This is a genomic window from Novosphingobium endophyticum (genome assembly GCF_014640675.1).
GTDB lineage: Bacteria > Pseudomonadota > Alphaproteobacteria > Sphingomonadales > Sphingomonadaceae > Novosphingobium > Novosphingobium endophyticum.
Genome location: NZ_BMHK01000026.1, coordinates 1 through 23,851 on the forward strand (window position 1 = coordinate 1; position 23,851 = coordinate 23,851).

The following is a 23,851-nucleotide window of genomic DNA, read 5'->3' on the forward strand; positions in this document are numbered from 1 at the left end:
CAATCGCTGCCGCCATCACAAGCCTCCGTGTGCCTGTGCCAACGAATCATAATCTCAGCAGTTTGGGAATCCCCGACGTGAGTCAGCCTCTCCGCGCTCTGGTATCAGTACTTGCCCCAGACGAACTTGGACGAAAGCGCGAAATTCCAGACCGAGCCGAGGATGATGCCGCAGACAACGGCAACGACATCATGAAAGCCCATGGTCTTGAGCATGGCCGCGGAACCGACGTTCGTGAGCAGCCCCAGCGAACAGGTCACCGCGAACTGCGCCCAGCCGCGCACCAGCGGCACCAGGCCGCGCAACCGCTTGTCGGAATAAGTCAGTTCGTTGTTGAGGACGAAGTTGAAGGTCATCGCGACCACCGCCGCGAACGTGTTGGCGACGTTGAAAGTCGCGCTTTCGGACCAGTTGCCGTAGACGAAGCGCTCGCCGAAAACGACATGCAGCATGATCCACAGCGCCGCGAGCTGGACGACGACGCCCATGGCGCCGACGGTGCCAAACAGGGCGAAGCGGGTCGGGATGATCCGCCCGAGCCATTTGTCATAGAGGCCGATAAGGAATTCGAACACGACGGTCTGGTCCAGCTTGCTCTCGCCTTCCGCGCGGGCGGCGAAGTTCAGGGGAAATTCCTTGACCCGTAACGGCTTGTCGACCGTGGCAAGGATGTCGAGAAGAATCTTGAATCCCACGCCGGAAAGGCGATGGGCATCTGCACGAAGCGTCTCCGCGCGGAGCATGAAGAAGCCGCTCATCGGGTCGGTCAGCTCGACTCCGGTGACCTTGTTGGCGATTCTGTTGGCAAGCCCCGAGACTTTCACCCGGTCGGGGCGCCCCCACGCCTCGGTGCTCGCGCCTTCGGCAAAGCGCGAGGCATAGGCCACATCGTATTCGCCGGACTGCACGGCCCTCAGCATCTTCGGCAGCAGCTCCGGATCGTGCTGATGGTCCGCGTCCATGACCGCGACGACCGGCGCGGCGGTCGAGCACATTCCCTCGATCGCGGCACTGGCGAGTCCGCGTCGACCGATACGCTGGATGCAGCGCACGCGCGGGTCCTTCAGCGCGATACGGCGCGCCTCTTCCGAGGTGCCGTCCGGACTGTTGTCGTCGACGAAGATCGCCTCCCACACCACGCCGCCGAGCGCGGTGTCCAGCCGCTCGACCATGGTCGCGACGTTCCCGCGCTCGTTGTAGGTCGGCAGGACGATCGCCAGTTCCAGCGGCTTGGCCGCAACGTCCAGCGCCTGTGCAAGATCGGAACGGGTAATGTTCATGCGCCCCCGCACTTACCAGGTAAACATCAAGAAACGATTGTGACCATTAGAGGCGTTCGACGACCGCGTCACCGATTTCCCGCGTCCCCGCGCTGCCCCCCAGGTCTCCGCCGTTGATCCCGTCGGCCAGCGCCCTTGCGACGGCGGCCTCGATGCGGGCCGCCTCGGCTTCCATCCCGAGGCTGTGACGCAGCAGCATGGCCGCCGAAAGAATCGTCGCCATCGGATTGGCCAGGCCCTTGCCGGCAATGTCCGGCGCCGAACCGTGGATGGGCTCGTAGAGGCCGAAGGAACCTTCCGCCAACGAGGCCGAAGCAAGCAGGCCGATCGAGCCGACACACATGCTCGCCTGATCGGAAAGGATGTCCCCGAAGAGGTTGCCGGTGACGATGACGTCGAACTGGCCAGGGTTCTTGACGAGCTGCATCGCCGCGTTGTCGACGTACATGTGGCTAAGTTCGACTTCGGGATATTCGGCCGAAACTTCGATCACCACGTCGCGCCAGAGCTGCGAGGTTTCGAGGACGTTGGCCTTGTCGACCGAGCAGAGCCTGCGCCCGCGCGTCATCGCGGCATCGAAGCCGGCGCGGGCAATGCGGCGGACCTCATCCTCCGCATAGGACATCATGTCCCAGCCCTGACGGCGGCCATCGGGAAGAGTACGGATGCCCTTCTCGCCGAAATAGACGTCGCCGTTAAGCTCGCGCACGATGAGCAGGTCGATGGTTTCGGCAACTTCGCGGCGCAACGTGGTCAGATGCTCGAGGCCGGGAAATACGCGTGCCGGGCGCAGGTTCGCAAATAGCCCCAGTTCCTTGCGCAGGCCCAGGATGGCCTGTTCGGGACGCAGGTGGCGTTCGAGATTGTCGCAGGAAAAGTCGCCGACCGCGCCGAACAGGATCGCATCGGCGCCGCGCGCGATGTCCAGCGTCGCCTGCGGCAGCGGGTGGCCGTGCTTGCGATAGGCCATGCCGCCCACGTCGCCCTCGACGAGTTCGAGGCCCGGCAGGCCGAGCTTCTCGAGCACGCGCACCGCCTGCTCGGTAACCTCGGGACCGATTCCGTCCCCTGCAAAAACCGCGATGCGCATGATGTCTCCAGACCCGTCTTCAACCTTCGATACGTGCCAGCCGCTCACGCAGCAGGGCGCGCGCCGCCATAACGTCTCTGCGCCGATCGGCAAGCGGATAGCGCGCCAGTTCGCGGCCGAGCCTGTCGAAAGCGGCGAGAATTTCGTTCCAGTCCTCACCCCGTGGCCGGGCAACCGGCACGCCATAGCCCAACTCGCGCAGCAACAGAACCTCGTAGGACATCAGCGGCACGGCCCAGCCCCGCGCGGAAGGGGCCACGCAGATCGCCTCCAGCAGCGCGCAAAGAGCCTCATAGAGCGGCGGAAAAGCCTGACGTTCCGGCAATGCCGTCGCCGTCAGCGCCGTCACCCATGCGATCGCGGCGGACGGCAGCGGCTCGGACAACCATGGCCCCCGGCTCTCAAGCAGTTCCAGCCGCGCGAAAGGCAGCTGGCTTTCCGAACGAGAGCGCACTTCCGCCTGAACCAGATTGCCGGGGATCAGCACCGGGCGCAGTTGCCGCCCCCTTCCCCCGGCGACGTAGGCCGCAACGATGCCGCTGTGCTCGGTCAGCAGCAGCGCAATCGCCGCCGTCTCCCCGTGCGGCCGGGTGGCACAGACAATGGCGGGCGCGCGAAGCTGCATTGCGTTCCTGTGCTACGCGCCGCCCCCGACGGCAAGCGCGGTCAGCGCCGGCGCAGTTGCCATGGAATGAAAAGGGCGGCGCGGCCGAGCGCGTTTCGGAGAAATCCCGCCATGGCAAGGGTCACCGGAACCTGCGAAGCGAGCAGCAGCGCGAGCCAGGCCGAACGCGCGTCCATCACCTCTCGCACATGCGGAGCCGCCTGCGCCATGCCGAACAGGTAAAGTCCGGTCGCCACCGTCGGGAAGGCCACGGCGGACACAGGAACGCGGCGCGCCAGAAGGATCGCCAGACCCCAGACCGCCACGACCGCGAATGGCAGCGCGAGCGAGAGCGTTTCCAGCTCGCGCGCCGCGTCCGATCCTCCTGTCAGGGCGGGCACGGGCGCGATGAAGTCGGCAATCCGGCGAAAATGCCAGGCGATGGGAACGAGGCCGGGTACGAGAACCGCCGGGGGCAGCCAGCGCGGCATCTGCCCGTCCCAGCGCGATTTCGCGGCGTGGCCGAGCGCAAGGCCCACCGCCAGCGCCACGGCGTTGGAGATTATCAGGTAAAGACTGGGCATTGGTCGTAACGCCCCGAGGGCCTCAGCCCTTGGCGGTGAGCTTCGTCTCGAGTTCGTCGACGCGCTTTTTCAGCGCCTCGGCCTCCTCGCGCGCGGTTGCCGCCATTTCCTTCACGGCGTCGAATTCCTCGCGGCTGACGAAGTCCATGTCGCCCACCAGTTCCCTGAACCGCTGGCGCGTGCTCTCTCGAGCCTCGCGGCCCATGCCGGCGAGCGTGCCGGCAGCGCTGTTCATCATCTTTACGACGTCGGCGACCAAGGGGTTTTCACTTTGCATCGCGCTAAGATGGTACGGTCCGGAACCGGGCGCAAGAGGGATCAGATCTCGAAGCGCTCGACCGCCGGCGCCATGTCCACCCCATCCAGGTTCGGATTAGCCTCGAGCAGCGCGAAGTTGAGATAGGTCGCGAAGAGAACCCACACGATATAGGGCACCAGCAGCACCGCCGCGAGCGGCCGCACCCGGTAGAACAGCACCGCCGTCACGATCAGCGCCACATCGAGCGCGACGATCACGAAAAGCCCGCCGGTGATCTGGTGCGCGCCGAAAAACACCGGCGACCAGGCAAGGTTGAGACCGAACTGCACGATGAAGGCGAGCACCGCGAAGCCACGCCCCCGCGCGCCCCTCGCCGCGACGACCATGGCGAACGCCAGTCCCATCAGGACATAGAGCACGGTCCAGACGATGCCGAAGGTTTCCGGCGGCGGATAGCCCGCTGGCTTGACGAGCGCGGAAAACCACGGACTTTGCGGGCCGTTCTGCGCCATCTGGCCGGAAATGAAGCCCAGCAGGACGACGGCCGGGACGCAGACGAGCGCCCACCGCATGAAACTCGCACGCAACTGACCTGACGACGCAAGCAGGTTCATCCCCGCATAACCCCCGAATCACCTTGGAAACCGACGGAATTAGGCAATTTGTGTAACGGCTTTGCAAAAGGTGCAATCACTAGGGCGTCGGCTCCTGGCTATCCCGCCGTGCCGAAACGAGAAATTCCACGTTTCCCTCCGGCCCCCTGATCGGGCTTTCGACGATACCCTCTACCACCCACCCTTCGCTGTCCAGCCATTGCCGGACTTCGTCGCAGACCCGTTGGTGCAGCGCCGGGTCGCGCACCACGCCGCCCTTGCCGACTTCGCCGCGCCCCACTTCGAACTGCGGCTTGATCAGCGCGACAAGGCGGCAGCGCGGCGCCGCGAGCCGCAGCGGCACTTCCAGCACCTTGGCAAGGCCGATGAAACTCGCGTCGCACACCACCCAATCGCACGGCGCGTCGATCAGTTCGGGCGTGAGAACCCGCGCGGAGGTCCGCTCCAGCACCGTCACGCGCGGATCCTGCCGCAGCTTCCAGGCAAGCTGGTTGGTTCCAGAATCGACCGCGAAGACGCGCGCCGCGCCCTTGCTCAGGAGCACGTCGGTAAAGCCCCCGGTAGAGCTGCCGATGTCCATCGCCACCGCGCCGGCCGGATCGAGGCCGAAGTACTCGATGGCGTGGGCGAGCTTGATGCCGCCGCGCGAGACCCAGGGGTGATCGCGGCCCCGAACTACCAGCGGCGCGTCGCCGGCGAGGGTCTGGCCGGGCTTGGCGATCTTCGTCTCGCCCGAAAACACAAGTCCCGCCAGCACCAGCGCCTGCGCCCGGCTGCGACTCTCGGCCAGGCCGCGATCGACGAGCATCTGGTCGACGCGGACCTTGGCCGTCTTTTGTTTTCCGGCGGATAGTGGCGAAGATGGGGCGGTCATCGGGCCTTGGCACTTGAGATGGAGCGCGCGTCATTCCATAGGGAGCGGATGAAGGCAAATCCGCGCCTGCGCCCCGCCCCCCTTCCCATCCTTGCGCTGCCTCTCGCGGCCGGCGCCATGTTGCTGGCATCCTGCGTGCCGCAAGTGTCCGAGCCGCCGCCCCGGCAGGCCCCGACGCCTGCGACGGCGCCGGTCCCCGCACCGGCTCCCGTGGCGAAGCCCGCCGCCGACTGGCGCGATGCGCCGATCACGCCGGGCGACTGGCAATGGGGCGTGACCGGCCTGGTTTCGACCGCGAACTTCGCCGCAGGCCAGTTCATCATGCGCTGCGCGCGGGAACAGGGCGCGGTCTCGCTGATGCGATCTGGAAGCGCCAGCGCGCCGGTGACGATCACGATCAGGACCGAAAGCGGCGCGCGCGCCTTGACGGCGGTTCCGGTCGCCGGCGGCATGGCGGTTTCGGTGCCGGCCCGCGATCCGCTGCTCGACGCCATAGCCCTCAGCCGGGGACGTTTCGCGGTCGAGGCCGCCGGAACGCCGCCGCTCTACATTCCGAGCTGGACCGAAATATCCCGCGTCATCGAAGACTGCCGCTGAAGAACGGCGCCGGCGCCGGGCGACTCGAAAGGTTGCTCGAAGGCCCGGCCCCTCCGCCCCGGCCCGCTTCATTTTCCCTGATTTTCGCCTGATTTCGGCCGCGCCAAAGCGTTCCCCGAACCGCCTTTTCATCTGGCCGAATGGCTGGGGAAAACTGGCCTGAAGTGCTGATAATGACCGCAAAAAAATGGATTGCAAGTCTTGTTGAGCGGCGCCGAATCAGACACACATTGAGCAGGATCGAAGGTCCCGGCAAACGCGCCCGGAAGCACCTGAAATCCCAGCCGCGAAAGCGGTGGTCTTTGGCTTAACAGCGCGAAAGGAGGTGATCCGATGTCTCATGGTTCAGCAGAGAGGTCGGCAATTTCCGTCGCGAGGCATTATCGCTGAGTCCTGATCAGGCGATAAAGGTTTCGCTGGCGGCACTTCCGGCCGCTGACCATGCGAAGGGCCGTACCGGACACCCGGTGCGGCCCTTCTCATTGGGGCGGGAGGGATGTGACGGGGGGCGCGACTTTCCTGTCGTTCGGGCGCCGAGGACGGCTTCGCAAAGCGGATCGGCAGCTTCTCCGCGGCCTGCAGCAGGGCCGATGTCTGGGCAATCGGGGGAGCGGACGTTTTGTTAACTCATGTCTCGTCGGGTCGGCAGGCAAGCTTTCAGGCAGCATGAAGGCAAACGTCGCCTGTCACATGCTGGGCATTTGATGCGGGCAGCGCAGTTTGTACGCAAGACGCTTGGACGACGCTTTACTACTGGAACGCTTGCGCAAATCGCTTTAGCTGAACAGCCCTACGGGGCTCCCAGATAAAAACACCCAAAAGACGGGAGGGGGGAAGCGGGAGAGATTATGACGATTTATGGCGTGGCCATCCTTGCCGGTTGCACTCTGATCGGTGCGATTCTGGGCAAGTTGCTGGGCGTCTTGATGGGCATAAATGCCAATGTCGGGGGCGTGGGTATTGCCATGCTCCTGTTGCTGGCAATCACCAGCCAGAGCCAGGGAAGCTTCTCGCTCAAACCCATTACCGCCAGCGGGATCACGTTCTTTTCCGCCATGTACATCCCGATCGTGGTCGCCATGGCGGCCAAGCAGGATGTCTATGCGGCCATATCCGGCGGATGGATGGCGCTGGCGGCAGGCGGCTGCGCGGTGCTTGCCAGCTTTGCCCTGATCCCGCTGCTCACCAGATTGCAGATGCGCGCATGAACATGGAAATCGTCAGCGAAATCCTGGTCAAGAACGGCCTTCTCACAGCCTTTGTCTTTGTCGGCCTCCTCGTATTCTTGTCCTACCGGCTGTCGCACCTGCTGACCAGGGGCCGGCTGCATGGCTCGGCCGTGGCCATTACGCTGGGGCTGGTGCTGGCCTATTTGGGCGGCAAATACACCGGCGGGTCCGATGGCATTGCCGATGTGCCGATACTGGCGGGCGTTGGCATCATGGGCGGCGCGATGCTGCGCGATTTTGCGATTGTTTCGACAGCCTTTGGCGCCGATCTCTCCGCCCTCAGGCGGGCCGGGCTGGTCGGCGGATTGTCGGTCATTATCGGCGTGGTCCTGTCCTTCATCGTGGGCGCAGTGGTGGCCGTGGCCTTTGGCTATGGCGACGCTGTTTCGGTATCCACGATCGGCGCTGGCGCCGCAACCTACATCGTGGGTCCGGTCACCGGCTCGGCGCTGGGCGCGAGCAGCGACGTCATTGCGCTCAGCGTTGCGGCAGGGCTGGTGAAGTCGGTCATGGTGATGGTTGGCACACCGCTTGTGGCGCGCCTTATCGGCCTCGATAATCCGGCCTCGGCGATGATCTATGGCGGGCTGATGGGCACCACCAGCGGCGTCGCTGCCGGACTGGCGGCGACCGATGAGAAGCTGGTTCCCTATGGCGCCATGACAGCTACATTCTATACTGGGGTCGGCTGCTTGCTGGCGCCATCCATTCTCTACATTTGCGTAAAGGCACTGCTGGGCTGACGATGAATCTTTTTGCGGCAATCGAAGACACCCTGCGTCCGTCGCCGGATGCGGAACTCCTGACCACGACCGATGGCGTAGGTTACAGCCGGGGCGAGATTCTGGCCCGCGTCGCGCAGATCGCCAATGCCCTGCACGGGCTTGGCGCGCAGCCGGGGGACCGGATCACCGTGCAGGTCCACAAATCGGTCGAGTGCCTGTGCCTCTATCTCGCGTGCCTTCAGGCTGGCCTTGTCTATCACCCGCTCAACCCGGCCTACCAGCAGGGCGAAGTGGACTATTTCCTGCGTAATGCGGAGCCCTTCGCGATTGTCTGCGACCCGGATAAGCTGCCCATGGTGCAGGCCTTGTCCGACGATTGCAGCATCGCCCATATCTTCACCATGGACGAGGCCGGAATGGGCACGCTGGCGGACGCCGCCGATGCCATGCCGGACAGTTTTGCAACCGTGGAGCGTGCGGGCGACGACCTGGCCTGCCTGCTCTATTCCTCGGGAACCACCGGTGTGCCCAAGGGCATCATGCTGACCCACGACAATCTGCTGTCCAATGCCCGGACGCTTGTCGAAGCATGGGGCTTCAGCGCGCAGGATCGGCTGTTCCACTGCCTGCCGATATTCCATGTCCACGGCCTGTTCGTGGCGCTGGGCTGCATCCTGCTGACGGGCGGCTCCATGCGCTGGGCAGCAGGATTTTCGCCTGAGGCAGCCAAGGCGCATCTGCCGGAATGCACAACCATGATGGGCGTTCCGACCTATTACACGCGGCTGCTGGCCGATCCGCAGTTCGGACGCGAACATTGCAGCAATATCCGCCTTTTCACGTCCGGATCGGCGCCGCTGCTGGTGGAAACCTTCAACGAATTCGAGCAGCGCACCGGGCACCGGATCCTGGAGCGCTACGGCATGACAGAAACGGGCATGAACACCTCCAACCCGCTCGAGGGCGAGCGCAAGCCGGGAACCGTTGGCCCGCCCCTGCCCGGCGTCGAAGTGCGCGTGGTGGACGACGCCGGTGAACCGGTGCCGGCGGGCAAAGTGGGCAATCTGCAGGTGCGTGGCGAGAACGTGTTCAGGGGCTATTGGCGGATGCCCGAAAAGACCCGCGAGGACTTCCGCGAAGGCAGCTGGTTCGACACTGGAGATCAGGCGATGCTGGGGCCTGACGGCTATGTCAGCATTGTCGGCCGGTCGAAGGACATGGTGATCACCGGCGGGCTCAACGTCTATCCCAAGGAAGTGGAAGACGTGATCAATGGATTCGAGGGGGTGAAGGAAAGCGCCATTATCGGCGTGCTGCACCCCGATTTTGGAGAGGCTGTGGTGGCGGTCGTCGTGGCGCAGTCGGGGCAAGCGCCCGATCCGGCAGCCATAATCGACTATGCCAAGGCGCAACTGGCCAATTTCAAAGTGCCCAAACACGTCGAACTGGTCGACGCCTTGCCGCGCAACACCATGGGCAAGGTGCAGAAGAAGGCTCTGCGCGAAGAGCTGGCAAAGCTTTTCGTCTAGGCCGTAACACACACGCGTGGCCGGACGTCCGCTCTTCGCTCACGGCTCCCGCTGCCGCGAAGCAGTGCTATCGGCAGCTTTGCGCAACTTTTCGGTCGTCCAAGGACTCGGATGAGGTGCCTGAAACTTGCCCTCCATTCATATCGCCGAGTGTCGGGTCCATGCCATTTGCCTGTGTCGGAAAACCCCAAGTTCGAGGTTTTCGTACCATCCATTAATCCGATGAGGATTTTGGTATGCCGACTTCAGTGCGATCGGACCAAATGGTGACAGGAATTTGCGCGCCACGACAAACTGTGTTTTCCGGTACAAGGCGATCCTAGCGTAGTTCTGTGCCCGTTTTATGTGACGCCCCCTTTACGGAATCGGTTCAGCCCTTCGCTACCGGATCAGCCCGCGCGGTTGAACGACACCGAGATCGATGTGTGTGACGAAGCCTGGGCCTGCATCGCAGACCTGCGGTATCGTCGTGCACCCGAGTAGTGCGGTCCAGGTAATCCCCAGAAACGGACGATGACCATCCGCGTCCTTGGTTGCCTGAAGCGTCACTTCAAACGACGGGCTACCGTGGACAACGATATGATGGCGGCTGTCCCCAAGGTGCCAGGCTGGCTCCATGTCGTCACCGACGCGATAGTAGAGGTGATAGACAACCAGCGGTTTTCCGTCGGCCCAAGCCGTCCATTCCCAATGCTGACCGGCCACGGTGCCCCTGCGGATCGTACCACCGGGATAAGGAATGTCGCTGTTTGCGGTTGCGATCTCGTGCGTCTCGGTGAGGTTTTCGATCGTCTTGCCAAGACCCTCGACCAGCAGCGCGATGGACTGGGCGAAGGCGTGCATTGCGCCGGTCATGCAGTTAGGCTTGGCGAGCAGTTCGTCCGGCGTCTGGCCGAAGCCCATGAAGTCAATGTAGACGGAGGGCGTCTTCTGCTTGTCGGCGATTTCGGACACCTCGATGCAATCGATCCGGTCAGATAGACGGGTCAGCGTCAATGGAAGAATGTCACCCACGAAGCCGGGATGAATGCCGCTGCCGTGGAATGACGCGCTCCCTTCCCTGCACGCTGCCTCGATCTTCTCGACATCGCCGCTGCAAATATCGTTGGAATAGACCGGACCGAGCGGCGAAACGACGTTCTTGCCCGACCGCAGAAGGGCGCAAACCGTGTCGACGTCCGGCAGCAGCGGGGAAAAATGCACGCAGTCAGCCTCCAGCGCGAGGATCGCGTCAACGCTGTCCGTGGCCAACACGCCGGTTGCCGGGCGGTCGGTCAACTGACCCGCATCCTTGCCGACCTTGTCCGGATTGGTGACGTAAACACCGACAAGCTCGAACACCGGGTTCGCGATGAAGTGCTTCAATGCGACCGTGCCGACCGTGCCAGTGGCCCACTGGATGACGCGATAGGTTTTCTGGGACATTGGGTTTCCTCTCTTTTATTACTTGTCGTGTCGCGCAAAATTACAGAACGGCGCGCACCTGCCCGCCATCGACGCGGTAGTTGGAACCGGTGACAAAGCCCGAACGCGGGCTCGCGAGCGTGGCTACAACCACAGCGATGTCGTCGGGGCTGCCGAGGCGACCGGCGGGCGGCAGATCGAAGATCTTGTCGGCGGCCATCCGGTTTGTGACCTCCTCGACCGTCATGTCGGGATTGCCGTACTGTGATCGGCCCCAGTCGAGCAGGCTGTCCATCATGATCACGCCCGGCGTAACGGTGTTGATGGTGACACCCGAGGCATGGAGCGAACCGGCGAGGCTGACCGTAAAGTTGTTCAGCGCCGCTTTTGCGCCCGAATAGTCCGAACCCAGATTGTTCGGCTGAAGCGCTACCGCGCTGGAGATCTGGATAACACGGCCCCACTTGGCCTCCACCATCGCCGGCACCGCATGCAGCACCATCCGCACTGAGGACAGGGTGTTGCCGTTATAGTTGCCGAGCCATTCCTCGATCGAGATGTCCAGCGGTGGGCGCGTGGTGCTGTCGGTTTCGCTGCCGCCAGCATTGTTCACCAGAATCTCGATCGGCCCGCCGAGCGCGGCTACAGCTTGCTCATGGACACTCGCTGCGCCCTCGTCGGTCGATAGGCTGCCGAGCGCGACGCCGACGGCCCCGATCTCGCGCGCGACTTTCTCGGCACGCTCGCGGTTGCGGCCATGGACCACTACCCTGCAGCCTTCCTCGGCCAACACAGTGGCGATGCCTTGCCCGATACCGCTGCTGCTGCCGGTGACGAGCGCACGGCGTCCTGCGAGTTGAAGATCCAATCTGCTCTCCCGTGCTAAATTTTTCGGCGGGAAAAGTGATCTCCGCCGCGCGAGCATCACTTGCATCTCGCTCAGAGTAAGTAAGTCCCCAAATGGGAATGCAGGGAACCAGCTAGCCGGCCCGACGGAGATCAGCGAGAAGATGCTGATCCAGCATCTGCGCGAGATAAGGCTGGGGCGGGAAAGGCCTGTCCGACGCTCACGGGCAGGAGGTTCGCCACGGCCGCCGCTCCATTCGAATATCGCCGCCGAAGAAGGAACGTTCTTGTTGGCGCGTGCGGAAAGTCCGGTTTAGGCATAAAAACCGAAAAGCGGCTGTTGCCGCTCGGCTGTGCGGAAAACAGGTGTTTTTCGTCAGGCATAGAACGTCAGCTTATCGGTCTTGTGCCCCAAAACCCGCCTTTCCGGACCCGGCAACATTCCGGTCGTCTACGATCTCGCTGGAACGGGCCGCTTTCGCGGCATTTGCCCGCGATCAGGGTATTCAAGCCAGTTCCATACCTCTGACCGGTTCAGACGAGTCCGCGCCCCGCGATCTTCAGGACCGGCACGACCCCTTCGGATCGCGGCAGGTCGAATACCGTGTGTTCGGCTGTTTGCCGGTAGCGAACCGGGCCGCCGCCCAGCAGGCTCACTCGCGCGATTTCGCCGCGCGTCATGCGGCGACCGAGCGCGCGCACCGACAGAGGCCTGGTGGGCGGCACCAGCATCAGCATGTAGAGCGCGCCGTCTTTGGTGGTGAAGCGCACGTCGCCCTCGACGAAGCCCTTGAAGCGCCCCTCGTTCTGCATGCCGACCTGCAGTTCCGTCGGCCCTTCGCCGTAGACGCGCCAGGGACGCGAAGCGAAGATCGCCTCTCCGCCGACAGTCATCCAGCGGGCGAGATCGTCGAGGATCTTCTCCTCCTCGGAATCGATCGTTCCGTCGCCCCGCTGAGGGATGGAAAGCAGGAGGTTGCCGTTCTTGGAAACGACATCGGCCAGCCGCTGGATCACGGCCTCTGCGCCGACATAGCTCCTGTTGGTGTAACGCGCGCGATTGTAGAACCAGTCGCCGATGCAGGTGTCCGTCTGCCAGGGCTCGTCCCACAAGTGATCGGAGAAGCCGCGCTCGACATCCTGCACGAGGCCGAAGCGCGCATAGGGCTTCAACTGTTTCGCCGTCAGGACAACGTCGATCTTGCCATGCCATTCGATCGAGCGGTTGTAGTAATCGGCCAGCGCCGCAAGGCCGTACCGGCCGAAGGGCAGCTCGTAGTTGTCGAAATAGCAGAAGTCCGGCCTGTACCTGGAAACGAGGTCCATCTGCCGCAGCAGCCACTGGCGGGCGAACGTGTCGTCACCCGGAGGCGCGGTCTCGATCCATTGGCCGTCGTGCTTGTCGTGCCATTCGTTCATGGCTTCGATCGTATCAATGCCGTCGGGCGCGACCATATGGCGGCCGGTGTACAACTGCTGCGGGTCGAGGCCTTCCCACCATTTGCCGACGCCGTCCGCCCTGGTGAGCCTGTAGGCATCGTAACGCTCGCCCTTGCGCGGGCCTTCCGGGTCGTAGGCATAGGCGGGCTGATACCAGTGCCAGGCGTGGGACGTGTGGTTGGAGACGCCAAACTTCAGCCCGGCCGCGCGCGCGACTTTCTCCCAGGTTCCGACCACGTCGCGCCCTGGACCGACACGCAACGAATTCCATGCGTGGTGCGTGCTGTCGAAACAGTCGAGGTTGTCGTGATGGCACGCAAGGCTCACGAAATACTTTGCGCCCGCCTTCACAAACCGCTGCATCAGGCCCTCCGGGTCCCACCGGTCGGCCTTCCACTGGTTCTGAACCTCCATCATGCCCGTATCGGCCGGATGACCGTAGGTCTTGAGGTGATGTTCGTACATCGGATGCCCCTGCATGTAGAGGAAGCGTCCGTACCAGTCGCCTTGCTCGGGCACCGATTGCGGCCCCCAGTGCGACCAGATGCCGAACTTGGCATCGCGAAACCATTCGGGATAGCGGTAGTTGGCGACGAGCGAATTCCAGCTCGGTTCCACCGGCCCGCTGGCCATGGCGGGCGGAGCGGCTGCCAGCGCGCGCGCGGAAGTCCCGGCCGCGAGGGCCGCAGCCAGGAAAGTCCGGCGATCGGGCGTGATGTCTCTCATGATGTCGGTCTGCCGCCTTTCAGTTCAGGAACGTCCGAAATGATCCCGACCCGACAGGACCGGTCCGGTTCCCGGTTTAGCCGAAGACCGGCCCCCCGCCCGACGGGAAGAGACACGGGGGCGGGACAGGCCGGTCCACTCAGCGCCGCGGGCGCTTCACCTGCAACGTCTTGCCATTCCACGTCACTTCGACATCGGCAGTGGTCTGCCCGGCCACGCTCTCGCCGGGAGATATCCACTTGACGCGCACCTTGCGGCTCTTGGGCATGCCATCGTAGCCCTTGCCCTCGCGCGCGCCGAGCGTCACGGTACCGCTGGCATCATCATAGCTCACTGGCATGCGGCTCCATGCACCGGCTTTGTACTGCTCCGAACGGCCATCGTCGTTGTAGAGCGAGAACGAACCGTCGGCACCGGTATAGACCGCCAGCGTAACCGGGGCGTCGGGCTTCTCGTCGGTATATTGCGTGACCGGCCCCATCGGCACGATCGAGCCGGCACGCACGAACAGCGGCATGCGTTCGGCGGGCGCAGGCACCGTCGCGCTCGTACCGCCCGCGTACGTCCTGCCGCTTTCGAAGTCGTACCAGGTCACGCCCCCCTTTTCCCCCGCGCCGGGGAAATAGACCTCGCGCTCGCGCGCCTTGTAGGTCGTCACGGGCGCCACCAGGAAGGCCTTGCCGAACAGATACTCGTCGTTGATCGTGCGCGCCTCTCGGTCCTCGGGAAAATCCATCACGAGACCGCGCATGATCGAACCGTCCTTCATGAAGGTGTCGGCGCCAAGCGTGTAGATGTAGGGCATCAGGCGGTAGCGAAGCTCGTCGTACCACACCATCGAGGCACGCATCGGCGAACCTTCCGGCGAAATCTCGAAGATCTCGCGCCAGGGCTGTTCGCCGTGACTGCGGAACAGCGGGGTGAACGCGCCGAACTGGAACCAGCGCAAGTTGAGTTCGCGCCACTCAGCCAGATCCTCGGGCTTGGGGTTCTCCACGGTGTAGCGCGGTTCGACCGAAAAGCCGCCGATGTCATGGGTCCAGTTCGGCAGGCCCGACATCGCCGTGTTTACGCCGGCCGAAATCTGCGCGTGAAGATCATACCAGCGCGTCGCCACGTCGCCTGACCAGACCGCCGAACTGTAGCGCTGCACACCGCCGAAGCCCGATCGGGTCAGCAGGAACGGACGGACCTCGGGCTTGAATGCGCGCGCGCCTTCGTAGAACGCGCGCGCATTCATCAGCGGGTAGGAATTGAAGAATTCCGCGGCCGGACCGATCGCTGTCGGCCCCATGGTGTCGATGCGCTTTTCGATCGAGAGGTTGGAGTGCATGTCCGGTTCGCTGGCGTCGGCCCACCAGGCGTCGAAACCGAGAATGCCGAGCCGATCCTTGATCTGCCGCCAGAAGATGGCGCGTCCTTCGGCCGAGTAGGGATCATAGAACGTGCTGTGATAGCCCGGCCCCACCCAGTCCGTGTTCCCCTGTTCGAGGTTGCCGTGATAGACGGCGCCCGCGGCATCGAGTTCCTTGAAGTTGTCGGTGGTCGGATAAAACTTCGGCCAGACCGAGATCATGATCTGCGCGTTTTCCTCGTGTACCTTGTCGACCATGGCCTTGGGATCGGGAAAACGCGATGCATCGAACTCGTGACTGCCCCACGTGTCGTCCTTCCAGTAGCGCCAGTCGAGCACGATGTTGTCGATCGGATAACGCAGCCTGCGGTATTCGCCGAGCACATCGAGCAGTTCCTTCTGCGTGTCATAGCGCTGGCGCGATTGCCAGAAACCGTAGACCCACTTGGGCATCATCTCGGACTTGCCGGTAAGCTGGCGATAGCCGGCGATCACATCGTCCATATCGTTGCCCGGCACGAACCAGTAGTCCTTGTCGCGCGCGACGTCGCTGGTGAACCAGACGGAATGCCGGTCTTCCACGGGCAGCGGGTCGTTGTGCAGCAACGCCATGTAGCCGGCGTTCGGGTCCCACTCGATGCGGATGTTCACCGGCTTTCCCGCCGTCATCGGCAGATCGAAATTCGCGTACCACGGGTTCCAGTTCTGCCGCCAGCGGTCGAGTACCAGTTCGCCGTCGACGTAGACCTTGAAATAGCTCGAGCTGTAGACCTGGAATTTGTGCACGCCGGTCTTGTCCGGGTGCAGATCGCCAGTCCAGGTCACCTGTTGGGACTGCACCGCGTTGCCTGCGGTGTTCTGCCCCTCGGCAGCCGCGGCGGTTCTCGCCTTTGCGGCTTCCGGCCACTTGGACTGGTCCTCGATGTACTGGTAATCGACGGTCGCTTCCTGCCGTTTCACAGCTTCCTTGCCATCGAGGAAATACCGCGCCGTGAAGCCCGCCTTCCCGTCGCTGGTTACTTTCATTCCGCCCGTGTCGCCGACCAGCGTGTACGGCTTCGGATTGCCGAAACGGGTAATGCTTTCGTTATCCCACAGCAGGCCGTAGTTGCGCGTGGAAACGACGAACGGCACGCCGATGTCCATGTTGTGCTGGGCGAGTTCGACGTCCTCACCGTTATAGTCCATCTGCGCGTTCTGGTGCTGGCCGAGCCCGTACAGGCTTTCGTCGGTACCGCGGTTGAACTGCTGCGAGACGGTGACGTAGGGCTTGCCGTCCGCCTGCGTCTGCGTGAACACCGTTGGCGCCGATTCCGCCAGCAGGACCTTGCCCTGCGCATCGAAGAAGCGCACCTGCCCGGTGGCAAGGTCGATGTCGGCAGCGGTTCTGGCCGCCTTGACCGTGACGTGCCCGGCGCTCTGGCTGACCGTGTAAGCCCCGGCCGCGGGCGGATTGGGTGCCATCAGGCTCTGGTTGGGCGGGGGCACGTCGAGCCCGCGCGGACGGGCGACGACATGGAAGATGCCTTCCCCATGCAGGGTCACCTCGACGCGGTCGGAAGGGCCTCCCTCGGGGGTGAGGACCACGCCGCCGGGCACTTTCTCGACTTGCGCTTCGGCTGCCAGCGCGGGCATCGTGCAAAGTGCACTGCCGGTCAGCAAGGCCGCGATTCCAATGTGTTTCATAGTTCCAATCCCTTGCCGTCAGGCTGTCTTACCTGGATGAATAGAAGCCGGTGGTAACCTTGAGCACCTGCGGCCTGTCGGTCAGATTGAGGCCGTAATCGGTCTGGTCGCCGTTCCAGACGCGCGTCATGACCCATTTGCCGTCCTTGAAAGTCCCCTCCTCGACCGACAGGATCACGCCGTTGGGCTCACCTCCGGCCGGCGAGAAACGCACGCGCACGTGATCGCCCATGACGAGATATTCGTTGTCCGAAAACTGTGCGACGGCCACACCGCCAACCGGTTCATCGGCCCATGACGGTGGTTCGGCGGGCAGCCACGTCCAATCCGCTTCGCCGAACTGCGACAGCCCCCAGGTCGCCGTGATCCTCCACTTTCCCATGACCGTTGAGCGCGGCGCGCCGTCGTCCGGCTTTGCCTCGCCCCAGGTCGGGCGGGTGAAGGCTATCCGCGCCCAATCGCGCATGATCGGCTCCAGTGTCGCATAGGGCAACGCGAAGGCCGCTAGCGTTTCCTTGTCGAGGACGCGCGTTCCCAGCGGGTAATTGGAATAGCCGGTATCGTCCATGCCGAAAGGCGCGAATCCGATGCCGCCACGCCCGATGGTCGGCCAGAAGAAACGCGCATACTCTTTCGCATTGCCGATTTCGGGCACCATCAGGGCGTTGTCCGGTCGCGCGTACTTGTCGAGGTACTTGATTACGTTATCGCTCTTGCGGTCGTAGATGTCGGGGCCGGCGAAATCGATCGCCGGCGCGGCCGCCTTCCAGATGTCGAGCACGTCCCACTGCGGTCCGCCGCTGGCAACGCCTTCCAGATCGGGCACGTCCGAGGGGCCGGCCAGTGCGGCATTGACGTACATCGGCAGTGGCTTCACCGCCTTGCCTGCCTCGGCAATCGCGTTGACGAAACTGGCGACATACCAGGTGTTGAAGGCGCGCGGCGCCTGTTTGCCGAAAGCCTGTTGCCACGTCCCGGTCTTCCCGGTCTTTTTCGCCAGGACTGCGGGTATTTGCTGCGCGAACAGCTTGTTGCCTTCCGGCGAATAGTCGCGCGGCAGGCCGTAGGAGCCGGTCTCGTTCTCAGGCTGCATCATGATCACGGTGTTCTGCCGATCGTGGTCGCGCAGATATTCCATGACCTTCACGAACGCGCGCCTGTCCGCCGCCATCGTGCTCTTTGAAAGCGGCGAGAGCACATAGTGATCCGAACCATCGGGCGTCTTCATGCGCGGGAAGCGCTTGTTGTCGAGCTTGACCCATGCCGGCGTGTAGGACGGACCGGTGTTCTTCCAGCTGCCGAACCAGAGCAGCACCAAGCGCTTGTCGTGCGCACGCGCCGCATCGAGCAGGGCCTGAAGGTAAGAGAAGTCGAACTTGCCCTCGGCCGGCTCGACCTGTTCCCACGCGATCGGGATTTCCAGCGTATTGGCATGGATCGTCTCGAGCATCGGCCAGATGGCCTCGAGCATCGCGGGGTAATTGCTCGAGTTGTTGGCCTGTGCGCCGAGCATCAGATAGGGCGCCCCATCCACGATCAGCGCATGACGACCATCGCGGCTTTCCAGACGCGGCAGCGGCGTTTGCGCATCCGATGCGTGAAGAGGTCCCGATGCGGACAGACCGGCGGTCATGAGCGCCAGCAATGCGATGAATCCGGTCTTTCTCATTATCTCTCCCTCTCAAGATCGCCATGGACGATGCTCCGTCAGCCGGAGCGTTCGCTGAAGCGTCGGCAGCCGCCGCCAGCGCTGCGACGGCAGCAGGGCTGTGCAACTCTTCCCTTTGAACCGGCCACGGATTCCAACTTTCTTGTTTGCTTTGGCGCTATCGGCACACATTTGGCGTCGCATCTTGACGCTGCGTCACTCTTTATAGATAACGCTAACATTCGTTCAGGGGAATATGCAATGCCGAAAAATTCTCGTGTCGCGGATCGCGGCCTTCCCGATGACTGGCAAGCCGGCATTTTCCTGGGTCGGATCGAAACCGCGGACGGCCCCACCCCGATTCTGATTCGCGATGGAAGCGTGTTCGACATGGCGAAGGTCGCGCCGACCGTATCGGCCCTGATTGCGTCGGGCATCACTTCCGGCCGAGAGCGCCTAGGCGGCATCGAAGTGCTCGATAGCGCGCATCTCCTCAGCCCGGTCGACCTGCAGTGCATCAAGGCCTGCGGCGTGACCTTTGCGGTTTCCGCGCTGGAACGCGTCATCGAGGAACGCGCGCGCGGCGATCACAGCGTTGCCGCCGAAATACGCGAACGCCTGGAGGCCAAGCTAGGTGGTTCGATTCGCGGCACCGTGCCCGGCTCGCCGGAGGCCGCCGCACTCAGGCAGACGCTGATCGAGGACGGCATGTGGTCGCAGTACCTTGAGGTCGCGATCGGGCCGGACGCGGAAATCTTCACCAAGTGCCCGGTGCTGGCGACGGTTGGCCAGGAAGCTGCAATCGGGGTACGTTCCGATTCCAGCTGGAACAACCCCGAACCCGAAGTCGTGATGATCGCAGGTTCCGATGGCAGGGCAGTCGGCGCGACGCTCGGCAACGACGTGAACCTGCGCGATTTCGAGGGTCGCTCGGCACTTCTTCTCGGCAAGGCCAAGGACAACAATGCTTCCTGCTCGCTCGGCCCCTTCATCCGCCTGTTCGATGAGGGCTTCACCATCGACGATGTGCGCGTCGCCGACGTTTCGATGACGATCGAGGGCGAGGACGGCTACATGCTCGAAGGCCACAGCACCATGCGGGAAATCAGTCGCGATCCCGAAGAGCTGCTGCGCCAGACCATGAGCGAACACGCGTATCCCGACGGCTTCGTCCTGTTCTGCGGCACGCTGTTCGCACCTACGCAGGACCGCGACGAACCCGGCCGCGGCTTCACCCACAAGACCGGCGATATCGTTACCATTTCCAGCGCCCGCCTCGGCACGCTGGTGAACCGGGTCACCACTTCGGCAGAAGCGCCGGCGTGGGCGTTCGGCATCGGCGATCTCTTTTCCAACCTGGCCCGTCGCGGGCTGCTCACGGCATGACGGACAACCAGAACAATATGCACAAACAGACTTCCCTCGGCGGCCTGAGCGCCGTCTATCCCGAGCTTCAGGACCGCCGCGTCATTATCACCGGTGGCGCCAGCGGCATCGGCGCCGGACTGGTCGAGGCCTTTGTCGCGCAAGGCGCGCAGGTCATGTTCATCGACATCCAGGATGACGAGGGAGAAGCGCTCGCCGCCCGGCTGATGAATGGCGCGCGCCATGCACCGGTCTACCGGCATCTCGATCTGACCGACATCGATGCGGTTTCCACCGGGATCGCGGGCATGGTCGGCGAGCTCGGCGGAGTTGACATTCTGATCAACAACGCCGCCAATGACGATCGCCACGCCATCGAGGATGTCACGTCGGCGTTCTGGGACGAACGCATGAACGTGAACCTGCGCCATCAGTTCTTCGCGGCACAGGCTGTCGTGCCCGCGATGCGCAATGCCGGGGGCGGCGTCATTATCAACTTCGGTTCGATCAGCTGGCATCTGGCGCTGCCCGATCTGGTGCTTTACCAGACAGCCAAGGCCGCGATTTCAGGCCTCACGCGCAGTCTCGCGCGCGACCTCGGGGGAGACAACATCCGCGTCAACACCATCGTACCGGGCAACGTGAAAACGCCGCGACAGGAGAAATGGTACACGCCCGAAGGCGAGGCCGAAATCGTCGCGGCCCAATGCCTTCCGGGACGTATCACGCCCCGGGATGTCGCCGCCCTGGCGCTGTTCCTCAGCTCCGATGGCGCGCGCATGTGCACGGGCCACGACTGGTGGGTGGACGCCGGATGGAGGTAACGCACATGCAGGCCGAACATCTGCTTTCCATCGGCGCGACACTGGGCGAAGGCCCGGTCTGGATCGACGGCGCGTTGTGGTTCGTCGACATCAAGAACGACACGGTGTTCCGCTTCGATCCCGCCTCGCGCGATCTCGCGCGCTGGAAAGCGCCCGAGCATGTCGGCTGGGTTCTTCCTTCCGGGCAACGGGGGCTGATTGCCGGGCTGATGAGCGGTCCGCATCGGTTCCTGCCGGAAACAGGCGCGTTCGAACGCATTGCCCATGTCCAGGCCGACCTGCCCGATAATCGCCTGAACGACGCTGCCATCGACGGTGAGGGCCGGATCTGGTTCGGCACCATGGACAACCTCGAGGAAAGCGCGACCGGCCTGGTCTTCGTGCTCGACAAGGGCGCGGTTACGCAAGCCACCCTCTCCCCGGTCACAATCACCAACGGGCCGGCCATCTCGCCCTGCGGCGCCAGGCTTTACCACGTCGACACGCTCGGGCGGAGAGTGATCCGCCACGCGATCGCGCCCGGCGGCACTGCCGATGCCGGCGAGATCTTCCTCGACTTTAACGACGACGCCCACGCGGACTGGGGCTATCCCGATGGCGCGATCTGCGATGCCGAGGGCGCCGTCTGGCTCGGTTTCTTCGGCGGGGGTGCCGCGCGTCGTTTTTCCCCCGACGGGACGCTGACGCATGAAGCGCGCTTTCCCGTCAGCAACATCACCAAAGTCGCGCTCGGCGGTGCCGACGGGCACACCGCCTACGCCACCACCGCGAGACAGGGCTTGTCCGACGCGCAACGGGCGGCCGAGCCGCTGGCTGGCGACATTTTCACGTTCCGCGTGGAAGTGCCCGCACCACTGGCCCGTCACGCAAACACCTGAAGAAATCCGATCCGGGTCGCAAAGCTACAATACCCGGGAAACAGGGAAAGGATCGTCTCAATGGACAGGGTCACAATCAATAAGCGCCTCATCGCGCTGGTGGTCGCGGTCGCGACGATCGGCGGCTTCATGTTCGGGTACGATTCCGGGGTAATCAACGGCACCCAACACGGCCTTGAATCGGCCTTCAATCTGGGCCGACTGGGCATCGGCGTGAATGTCGGCGCGATCCTGGTGGGCTCGGCGATCGGCGCCTTCATCGCCGGTCGCCTGTCTGACCTCATCGGACGCCGCGGCACGATGATGCTTTCCGCCGTGCTGTTTCTCGTCTCGGCGATCCTGGCCGGCGCGGCGGATACCTCGGCGCTCTTCATCATCGCGCGCATCATCGGCGGCCTCGGCGTCGGCGCGGCCAGCGTTACCTCGCCGGTCTATATTTCCGAGATGACCCCCGCCCATGTGCGCGGCCGGCTGTCCAGCGTGCAACAGGTGATGATCATCACCGGCCTGACCGGAGCCTTTGTCGCCAACTTCGTGCTCGCCCGCTGGGCCGGCGGCTCCACGGCGACGCTGTGGTTCGATTTTCCGGCATGGCGCTGGATGTTCTGGCTCCAGGCCATCCCCGCCGCGATCTACCTCGTCGCCCTGCTCTTTATCCCGGAAAGCCCGCGCTACCTTGTCGCACGCGAGCGTGAATCCGAGGCGCGCAGCGTACTTACCCGCCTGTTCGGCGAGGTCGAGGCCGAACGGAAAGTCGCGGAAATCCGCGCATCGCTCGCCGTCGACCACCATCGCCCGCGCCTGTCCGACCTCATCGACAAGACCACCGGACGTATCCGGCCGATCCTGTGGGTCGGCATTGGCCTCGCCGTGTTCCAGCAGTTCGTCGGCATCAACGTGGTGTTCTACTACGGCGCGACATTGTGGCAGGCGGTGGGCTTCACCGAAGACTCCGCGCTGCAGACCAATATCCTCTCGGGCGCGCTTTCGATCGGTGCCTGCCTCGCGACCATCGCCCTGATCGACAAGGTCGGCCGCAAGCCGCTGCTCCTGGTCGGTTCGGCGGGCATGACAGTCTCACTCGGGATCGTTGCCTGGGCCTTCTCGACCGCCGTCACTGGCGTGAACGGCGGGGTCGTCCTGCCGGGCAACTCGGGCCTCATCGCGCTGATCGCAGCGAACGCGTACGTCGTCTTCTTCAACCTGAGCTGGGGTCCCGTCATGTGGGTCATGCTCGGCGAGATGTTCCCCAACCAGATTCGCGGTTCGGCGCTGGCCGTTGCGGGCTTCGCGCAGTGGATCGCCAACGCCCTGATCTCGGTGAGTTTCCCCAGCATGGCGGACAAGCCGGGCCTTGCGATCACCTATGTCCTCTACGCCACCGCGGCCGCCATCTCATTCTTCTTCGTCCGCGCGGCGGTGCAGGAGACTCGCGGCCGCGAACTCGAGGACATGAAAGGGTGAAAATCGCGGCGGGAGACTGGCAGCTGGAGCTGGCCCCCCGTCGCGGCGGCATGGTCCGCGCGCTGACACGGCGGGGGCGCAATATCCTGCGCCCCATGCCGGCCGGCAGCGCCGAGCCATTCGAGAGCGCATGCTTTCCCCTCGCGCCCTATGTGAACCGCATCTCCCACGGGCGCTTCGAATGGGAGGGCACCGTCTATACGCTGCCCCCCAATCACGACGGGCAGCGCCATCCGCTGCATGGCACGGCATGGCTTGGCGCGTGGGAAATCGAGGCGCACGGCGCGCACCACGTGACGCTCGTGCATCACCACAAGGCTGGTGCGGACTGGGCCTGGTCGTTTACCCTGCACCAGACACTGCACGTTTCCCCTTCAGGTCTCGATGCGCGACTGGAACTGCGCAACACCGATGAGCGCACGATGCCGGCCAGCCTTGGTTTTCACCCCTGGTTCTGCCGCCGGGAAGTGACAGGCATCGCCTTTGACGCCCGCGCGGTCTGGCTGGCCGACCCGGACATGCTGCCAACCGCCACTGCGGCGGCCGACACGCTGGGAGACTGGAGCCGGGGCGCGAGCCTTGAACGGGCCGATCTGGTCGATCATTGCTACGCCGGCTGGGATGGAACCCTACGGCTCTCGCGCAAGGACGGCGATGTCCTGCTGGAAGGTTATGCCACACCTTTCCTGCACCTCTATGTGCCGCCAGAGCAGGACTTCTTCTGCGCCGAGCCGCAGAGCGCGATGCCCAATGCCGTCAACATGGAGCCACCGGTGCCGCTGGCTCCGGGCGCGACCAGCGGCATCGCGATGCGCATCCGCAGCGCATAAA

Annotated in this window: 21 protein-coding genes; 9 read left to right on the top strand and 12 right to left on the bottom strand. The window is 63.9% G+C overall.

Going from position 1 to position 23,851, the window contains the following annotated elements; genetic code table 11:
* Nucleotides 1–104: 104 nt before the first annotated feature.
* The 7 genes from IEX32_RS15560 to IEX32_RS15590 all read right to left on the bottom strand — a co-directional run bounded on the left by IEX32_RS15560 (nucleotide 105) and on the right by IEX32_RS15590 (nucleotide 5,305).
* Nucleotides 105–1,280 (bottom strand): glycosyltransferase, encoded by a 1,176-nt coding sequence (locus tag IEX32_RS15560; RefSeq protein ID WP_188772468.1) that lies wholly within the window; start codon nucleotides 1,278–1,280, stop codon nucleotides 105–107.
* A gap of 46 nt (nucleotides 1,281–1,326) precedes the next feature.
* Nucleotides 1,327–2,370: a 3-isopropylmalate dehydrogenase gene (gene leuB / locus IEX32_RS15565; protein WP_188772469.1), complete on the bottom strand. Its 1,044-nt coding sequence runs from the start codon at nucleotides 2,368–2,370 to the stop codon at nucleotides 1,327–1,329.
* A gap of 19 nt (nucleotides 2,371–2,389) precedes the next feature.
* Entirely contained in the window at nucleotides 2,390–2,995 is a 606-nt protein-coding gene (recO, locus tag IEX32_RS15570) for a DNA repair protein RecO (protein WP_188772470.1), read from the bottom strand.
* A gap of 41 nt (nucleotides 2,996–3,036) precedes the next feature.
* On the bottom strand, nucleotides 3,037–3,558 hold the full coding sequence (locus tag IEX32_RS15575; protein WP_188772471.1) for a hypothetical protein: 522 nt from the start codon (nucleotides 3,556–3,558) through the stop codon (nucleotides 3,037–3,039).
* A 22-nt stretch (nucleotides 3,559–3,580) separates the two neighbouring features.
* Nucleotides 3,581–3,835: an accessory factor UbiK family protein gene (locus tag IEX32_RS15580; RefSeq protein WP_188772472.1), complete on the bottom strand. Its 255-nt coding sequence runs from the start codon at nucleotides 3,833–3,835 to the stop codon at nucleotides 3,581–3,583.
* Between the two features lie 41 nt (nucleotides 3,836–3,876).
* Complete coding sequence (locus IEX32_RS15585; RefSeq protein WP_188772473.1) at nucleotides 3,877–4,431, bottom strand: TspO/MBR family protein; 555 nt, start codon at nucleotides 4,429–4,431, stop codon at nucleotides 3,877–3,879.
* Between the two features lie 79 nt (nucleotides 4,432–4,510).
* Entirely contained in the window at nucleotides 4,511–5,305 is a 795-nt protein-coding gene (locus IEX32_RS15590; protein ID WP_188772474.1) for a TlyA family RNA methyltransferase, read from the bottom strand.
* Between the two features lie 48 nt (nucleotides 5,306–5,353).
* On the opposite strand from IEX32_RS15590, the gene IEX32_RS15595 reads away from it, so the two are divergent.
* The 4 genes from IEX32_RS15595 (at nucleotide 5,354) to IEX32_RS15610 (ending at nucleotide 9,385) form a co-directional block, all read left to right on the top strand.
* Nucleotides 5,354–5,902 (top strand): hypothetical protein, encoded by a 549-nt coding sequence (locus tag IEX32_RS15595; RefSeq protein WP_229736408.1) that lies wholly within the window; start codon nucleotides 5,354–5,356, stop codon nucleotides 5,900–5,902.
* 848 nt (nucleotides 5,903–6,750) lie between these two features.
* Nucleotides 6,751–7,110 carry a malonate transporter subunit MadL gene (gene madL / locus IEX32_RS15600; protein WP_188772475.1) on the top strand — a complete coding sequence of 120 codons (360 nt, stop codon included), beginning with the start codon at nucleotides 6,751–6,753 and terminating at the stop codon, nucleotides 7,108–7,110.
* A complete protein-coding gene (gene madM / locus IEX32_RS15605) occupies nucleotides 7,107–7,874 on the top strand; it encodes a malonate transporter subunit MadM (RefSeq protein ID WP_229736409.1) in 768 nt (255 codons plus the stop codon). The genes madL and madM overlap by 4 nt, the downstream gene beginning before the upstream one ends.
* A gap of 2 nt (nucleotides 7,875–7,876) precedes the next feature.
* On the top strand, nucleotides 7,877–9,385 hold the full coding sequence (locus tag IEX32_RS15610) for an AMP-binding protein (RefSeq protein ID WP_188772476.1): 1,509 nt from the start codon (nucleotides 7,877–7,879) through the stop codon (nucleotides 9,383–9,385).
* Between the two features lie 381 nt (nucleotides 9,386–9,766).
* Here the strand turns inward: IEX32_RS15610 and IEX32_RS15615 are convergent, their stop codons facing one another.
* From IEX32_RS15615 to IEX32_RS15635, 5 genes are all read right to left on the bottom strand, one after another.
* On the bottom strand, nucleotides 9,767–10,810 hold the full coding sequence (locus tag IEX32_RS15615) for an NAD(P)H-dependent amine dehydrogenase family protein (protein WP_188772477.1): 1,044 nt from the start codon (nucleotides 10,808–10,810) through the stop codon (nucleotides 9,767–9,769).
* A 40-nt stretch (nucleotides 10,811–10,850) separates the two neighbouring features.
* Complete coding sequence (locus tag IEX32_RS15620) at nucleotides 10,851–11,657, bottom strand: SDR family NAD(P)-dependent oxidoreductase (RefSeq protein WP_188772478.1); 807 nt, start codon at nucleotides 11,655–11,657, stop codon at nucleotides 10,851–10,853.
* 512 nt (nucleotides 11,658–12,169) lie between these two features.
* Nucleotides 12,170–13,801 (bottom strand): alpha-L-fucosidase, encoded by a 1,632-nt coding sequence (locus IEX32_RS15625; protein ID WP_188772479.1) that lies wholly within the window; start codon nucleotides 13,799–13,801, stop codon nucleotides 12,170–12,172.
* A gap of 139 nt (nucleotides 13,802–13,940) precedes the next feature.
* Nucleotides 13,941–16,841: a TIM-barrel domain-containing protein gene (locus IEX32_RS15630; RefSeq protein ID WP_188772480.1), complete on the bottom strand. Its 2,901-nt coding sequence runs from the start codon at nucleotides 16,839–16,841 to the stop codon at nucleotides 13,941–13,943.
* 28 nt (nucleotides 16,842–16,869) lie between these two features.
* On the bottom strand, nucleotides 16,870–18,474 hold the full coding sequence (locus IEX32_RS15635; RefSeq protein ID WP_188772505.1) for a DUF5597 domain-containing protein: 1,605 nt from the start codon (nucleotides 18,472–18,474) through the stop codon (nucleotides 16,870–16,872).
* 276 nt (nucleotides 18,475–18,750) lie between these two features.
* Here IEX32_RS15635 and IEX32_RS15640 point away from each other — a divergent pair, with 276 nt between their 5' ends.
* The 5 genes from IEX32_RS15640 to IEX32_RS15660 are packed head-to-tail and all read left to right on the top strand — an operon-like array spanning nucleotide 18,751 to nucleotide 23,850.
* A complete protein-coding gene (locus tag IEX32_RS15640) occupies nucleotides 18,751–19,875 on the top strand; it encodes a fumarylacetoacetate hydrolase family protein (protein WP_188772481.1) in 1,125 nt (374 codons plus the stop codon).
* Nucleotides 19,872–20,678, top strand: coding sequence for a D-xylose 1-dehydrogenase (xylB, locus tag IEX32_RS15645; RefSeq protein WP_308421064.1), 807 nt, complete (start codon nucleotides 19,872–19,874; stop codon nucleotides 20,676–20,678). Before IEX32_RS15640 ends, xylB begins: the two co-directional genes overlap by 4 nt.
* Before the next feature lie 5 nt (nucleotides 20,679–20,683).
* The gene (locus tag IEX32_RS15650; RefSeq protein WP_188772482.1) at nucleotides 20,684–21,556 is read left to right on the top strand and encodes an SMP-30/gluconolactonase/LRE family protein; all 873 of its coding nucleotides are present in this window, start codon (nucleotides 20,684–20,686) and stop codon (nucleotides 21,554–21,556) included.
* 51 nt (nucleotides 21,557–21,607) lie between these two features.
* A complete protein-coding gene (locus tag IEX32_RS15655) occupies nucleotides 21,608–23,020 on the top strand; it encodes a sugar porter family MFS transporter (protein ID WP_268236752.1) in 1,413 nt (470 codons plus the stop codon).
* Entirely contained in the window at nucleotides 23,017–23,850 is an 834-nt protein-coding gene (locus IEX32_RS15660) for an aldose 1-epimerase (RefSeq protein ID WP_188772484.1), read from the top strand. The genes IEX32_RS15655 and IEX32_RS15660 overlap by 4 nt, the downstream gene beginning before the upstream one ends.
* Nucleotide 23,851: the final 1 nt, after the last annotated feature.

Bases quoted from the DNA above. Each gene is read 5' to 3' on its own strand.
- IEX32_RS15625 (WP_188772479.1), bottom strand. From the start codon at position 13,801: ATGAGAGACATCACGCCCGATCGCCGGACTTTCCTGGCTGCGGCCCTC.
- IEX32_RS15615 (WP_188772477.1), bottom strand. From the start codon at position 10,810: ATGTCCCAGAAAACCTATCGCGTCATCCAGTGGGCCACTGGCACGGTC.
- IEX32_RS15610 (WP_188772476.1), top strand. From the start codon at position 7,877: ATGAATCTTTTTGCGGCAATCGAAGACACCCTGCGTCCGTCGCCGGAT.
- recO (WP_188772470.1), bottom strand. From the start codon at position 2,995: ATGCAGCTTCGCGCGCCCGCCATTGTCTGTGCCACCCGGCCGCACGGG.
- IEX32_RS15630 (WP_188772480.1), bottom strand. From the start codon at position 16,841: ATGAAACACATTGGAATCGCGGCCTTGCTGACCGGCAGTGCACTTTGC.
- xylB (WP_308421064.1), top strand. From the start codon at position 19,872: ATGACGGACAACCAGAACAATATGCACAAACAGACTTCCCTCGGCGGC.
- madL (WP_188772475.1), top strand. From the start codon at position 6,751: ATGACGATTTATGGCGTGGCCATCCTTGCCGGTTGCACTCTGATCGGT.
- leuB (WP_188772469.1), bottom strand. From the start codon at position 2,370: ATGCGCATCGCGGTTTTTGCAGGGGACGGAATCGGTCCCGAGGTTACC.
- IEX32_RS15595 (WP_229736408.1), top strand. From the start codon at position 5,354: ATGAAGGCAAATCCGCGCCTGCGCCCCGCCCCCCTTCCCATCCTTGCG.
- IEX32_RS15650 (WP_188772482.1), top strand. From the start codon at position 20,684: ATGCAGGCCGAACATCTGCTTTCCATCGGCGCGACACTGGGCGAAGGC.
- IEX32_RS15575 (WP_188772471.1), bottom strand. From the start codon at position 3,558: ATGCCCAGTCTTTACCTGATAATCTCCAACGCCGTGGCGCTGGCGGTG.
- IEX32_RS15640 (WP_188772481.1), top strand. From the start codon at position 18,751: ATGCCGAAAAATTCTCGTGTCGCGGATCGCGGCCTTCCCGATGACTGG.
- IEX32_RS15560 (WP_188772468.1), bottom strand. From the start codon at position 1,280: ATGAACATTACCCGTTCCGATCTTGCACAGGCGCTGGACGTTGCGGCC.
- IEX32_RS15585 (WP_188772473.1), bottom strand. From the start codon at position 4,431: ATGAACCTGCTTGCGTCGTCAGGTCAGTTGCGTGCGAGTTTCATGCGG.
- IEX32_RS15580 (WP_188772472.1), bottom strand. From the start codon at position 3,835: ATGCAAAGTGAAAACCCCTTGGTCGCCGACGTCGTAAAGATGATGAAC.
- madM (WP_229736409.1), top strand. From the start codon at position 7,107: ATGAACATGGAAATCGTCAGCGAAATCCTGGTCAAGAACGGCCTTCTC.
- IEX32_RS15635 (WP_188772505.1), bottom strand. From the start codon at position 18,474: ATGACCGCCGGTCTGTCCGCATCGGGACCTCTTCACGCATCGGATGCG.
- IEX32_RS15590 (WP_188772474.1), bottom strand. From the start codon at position 5,305: ATGACCGCCCCATCTTCGCCACTATCCGCCGGAAAACAAAAGACGGCC.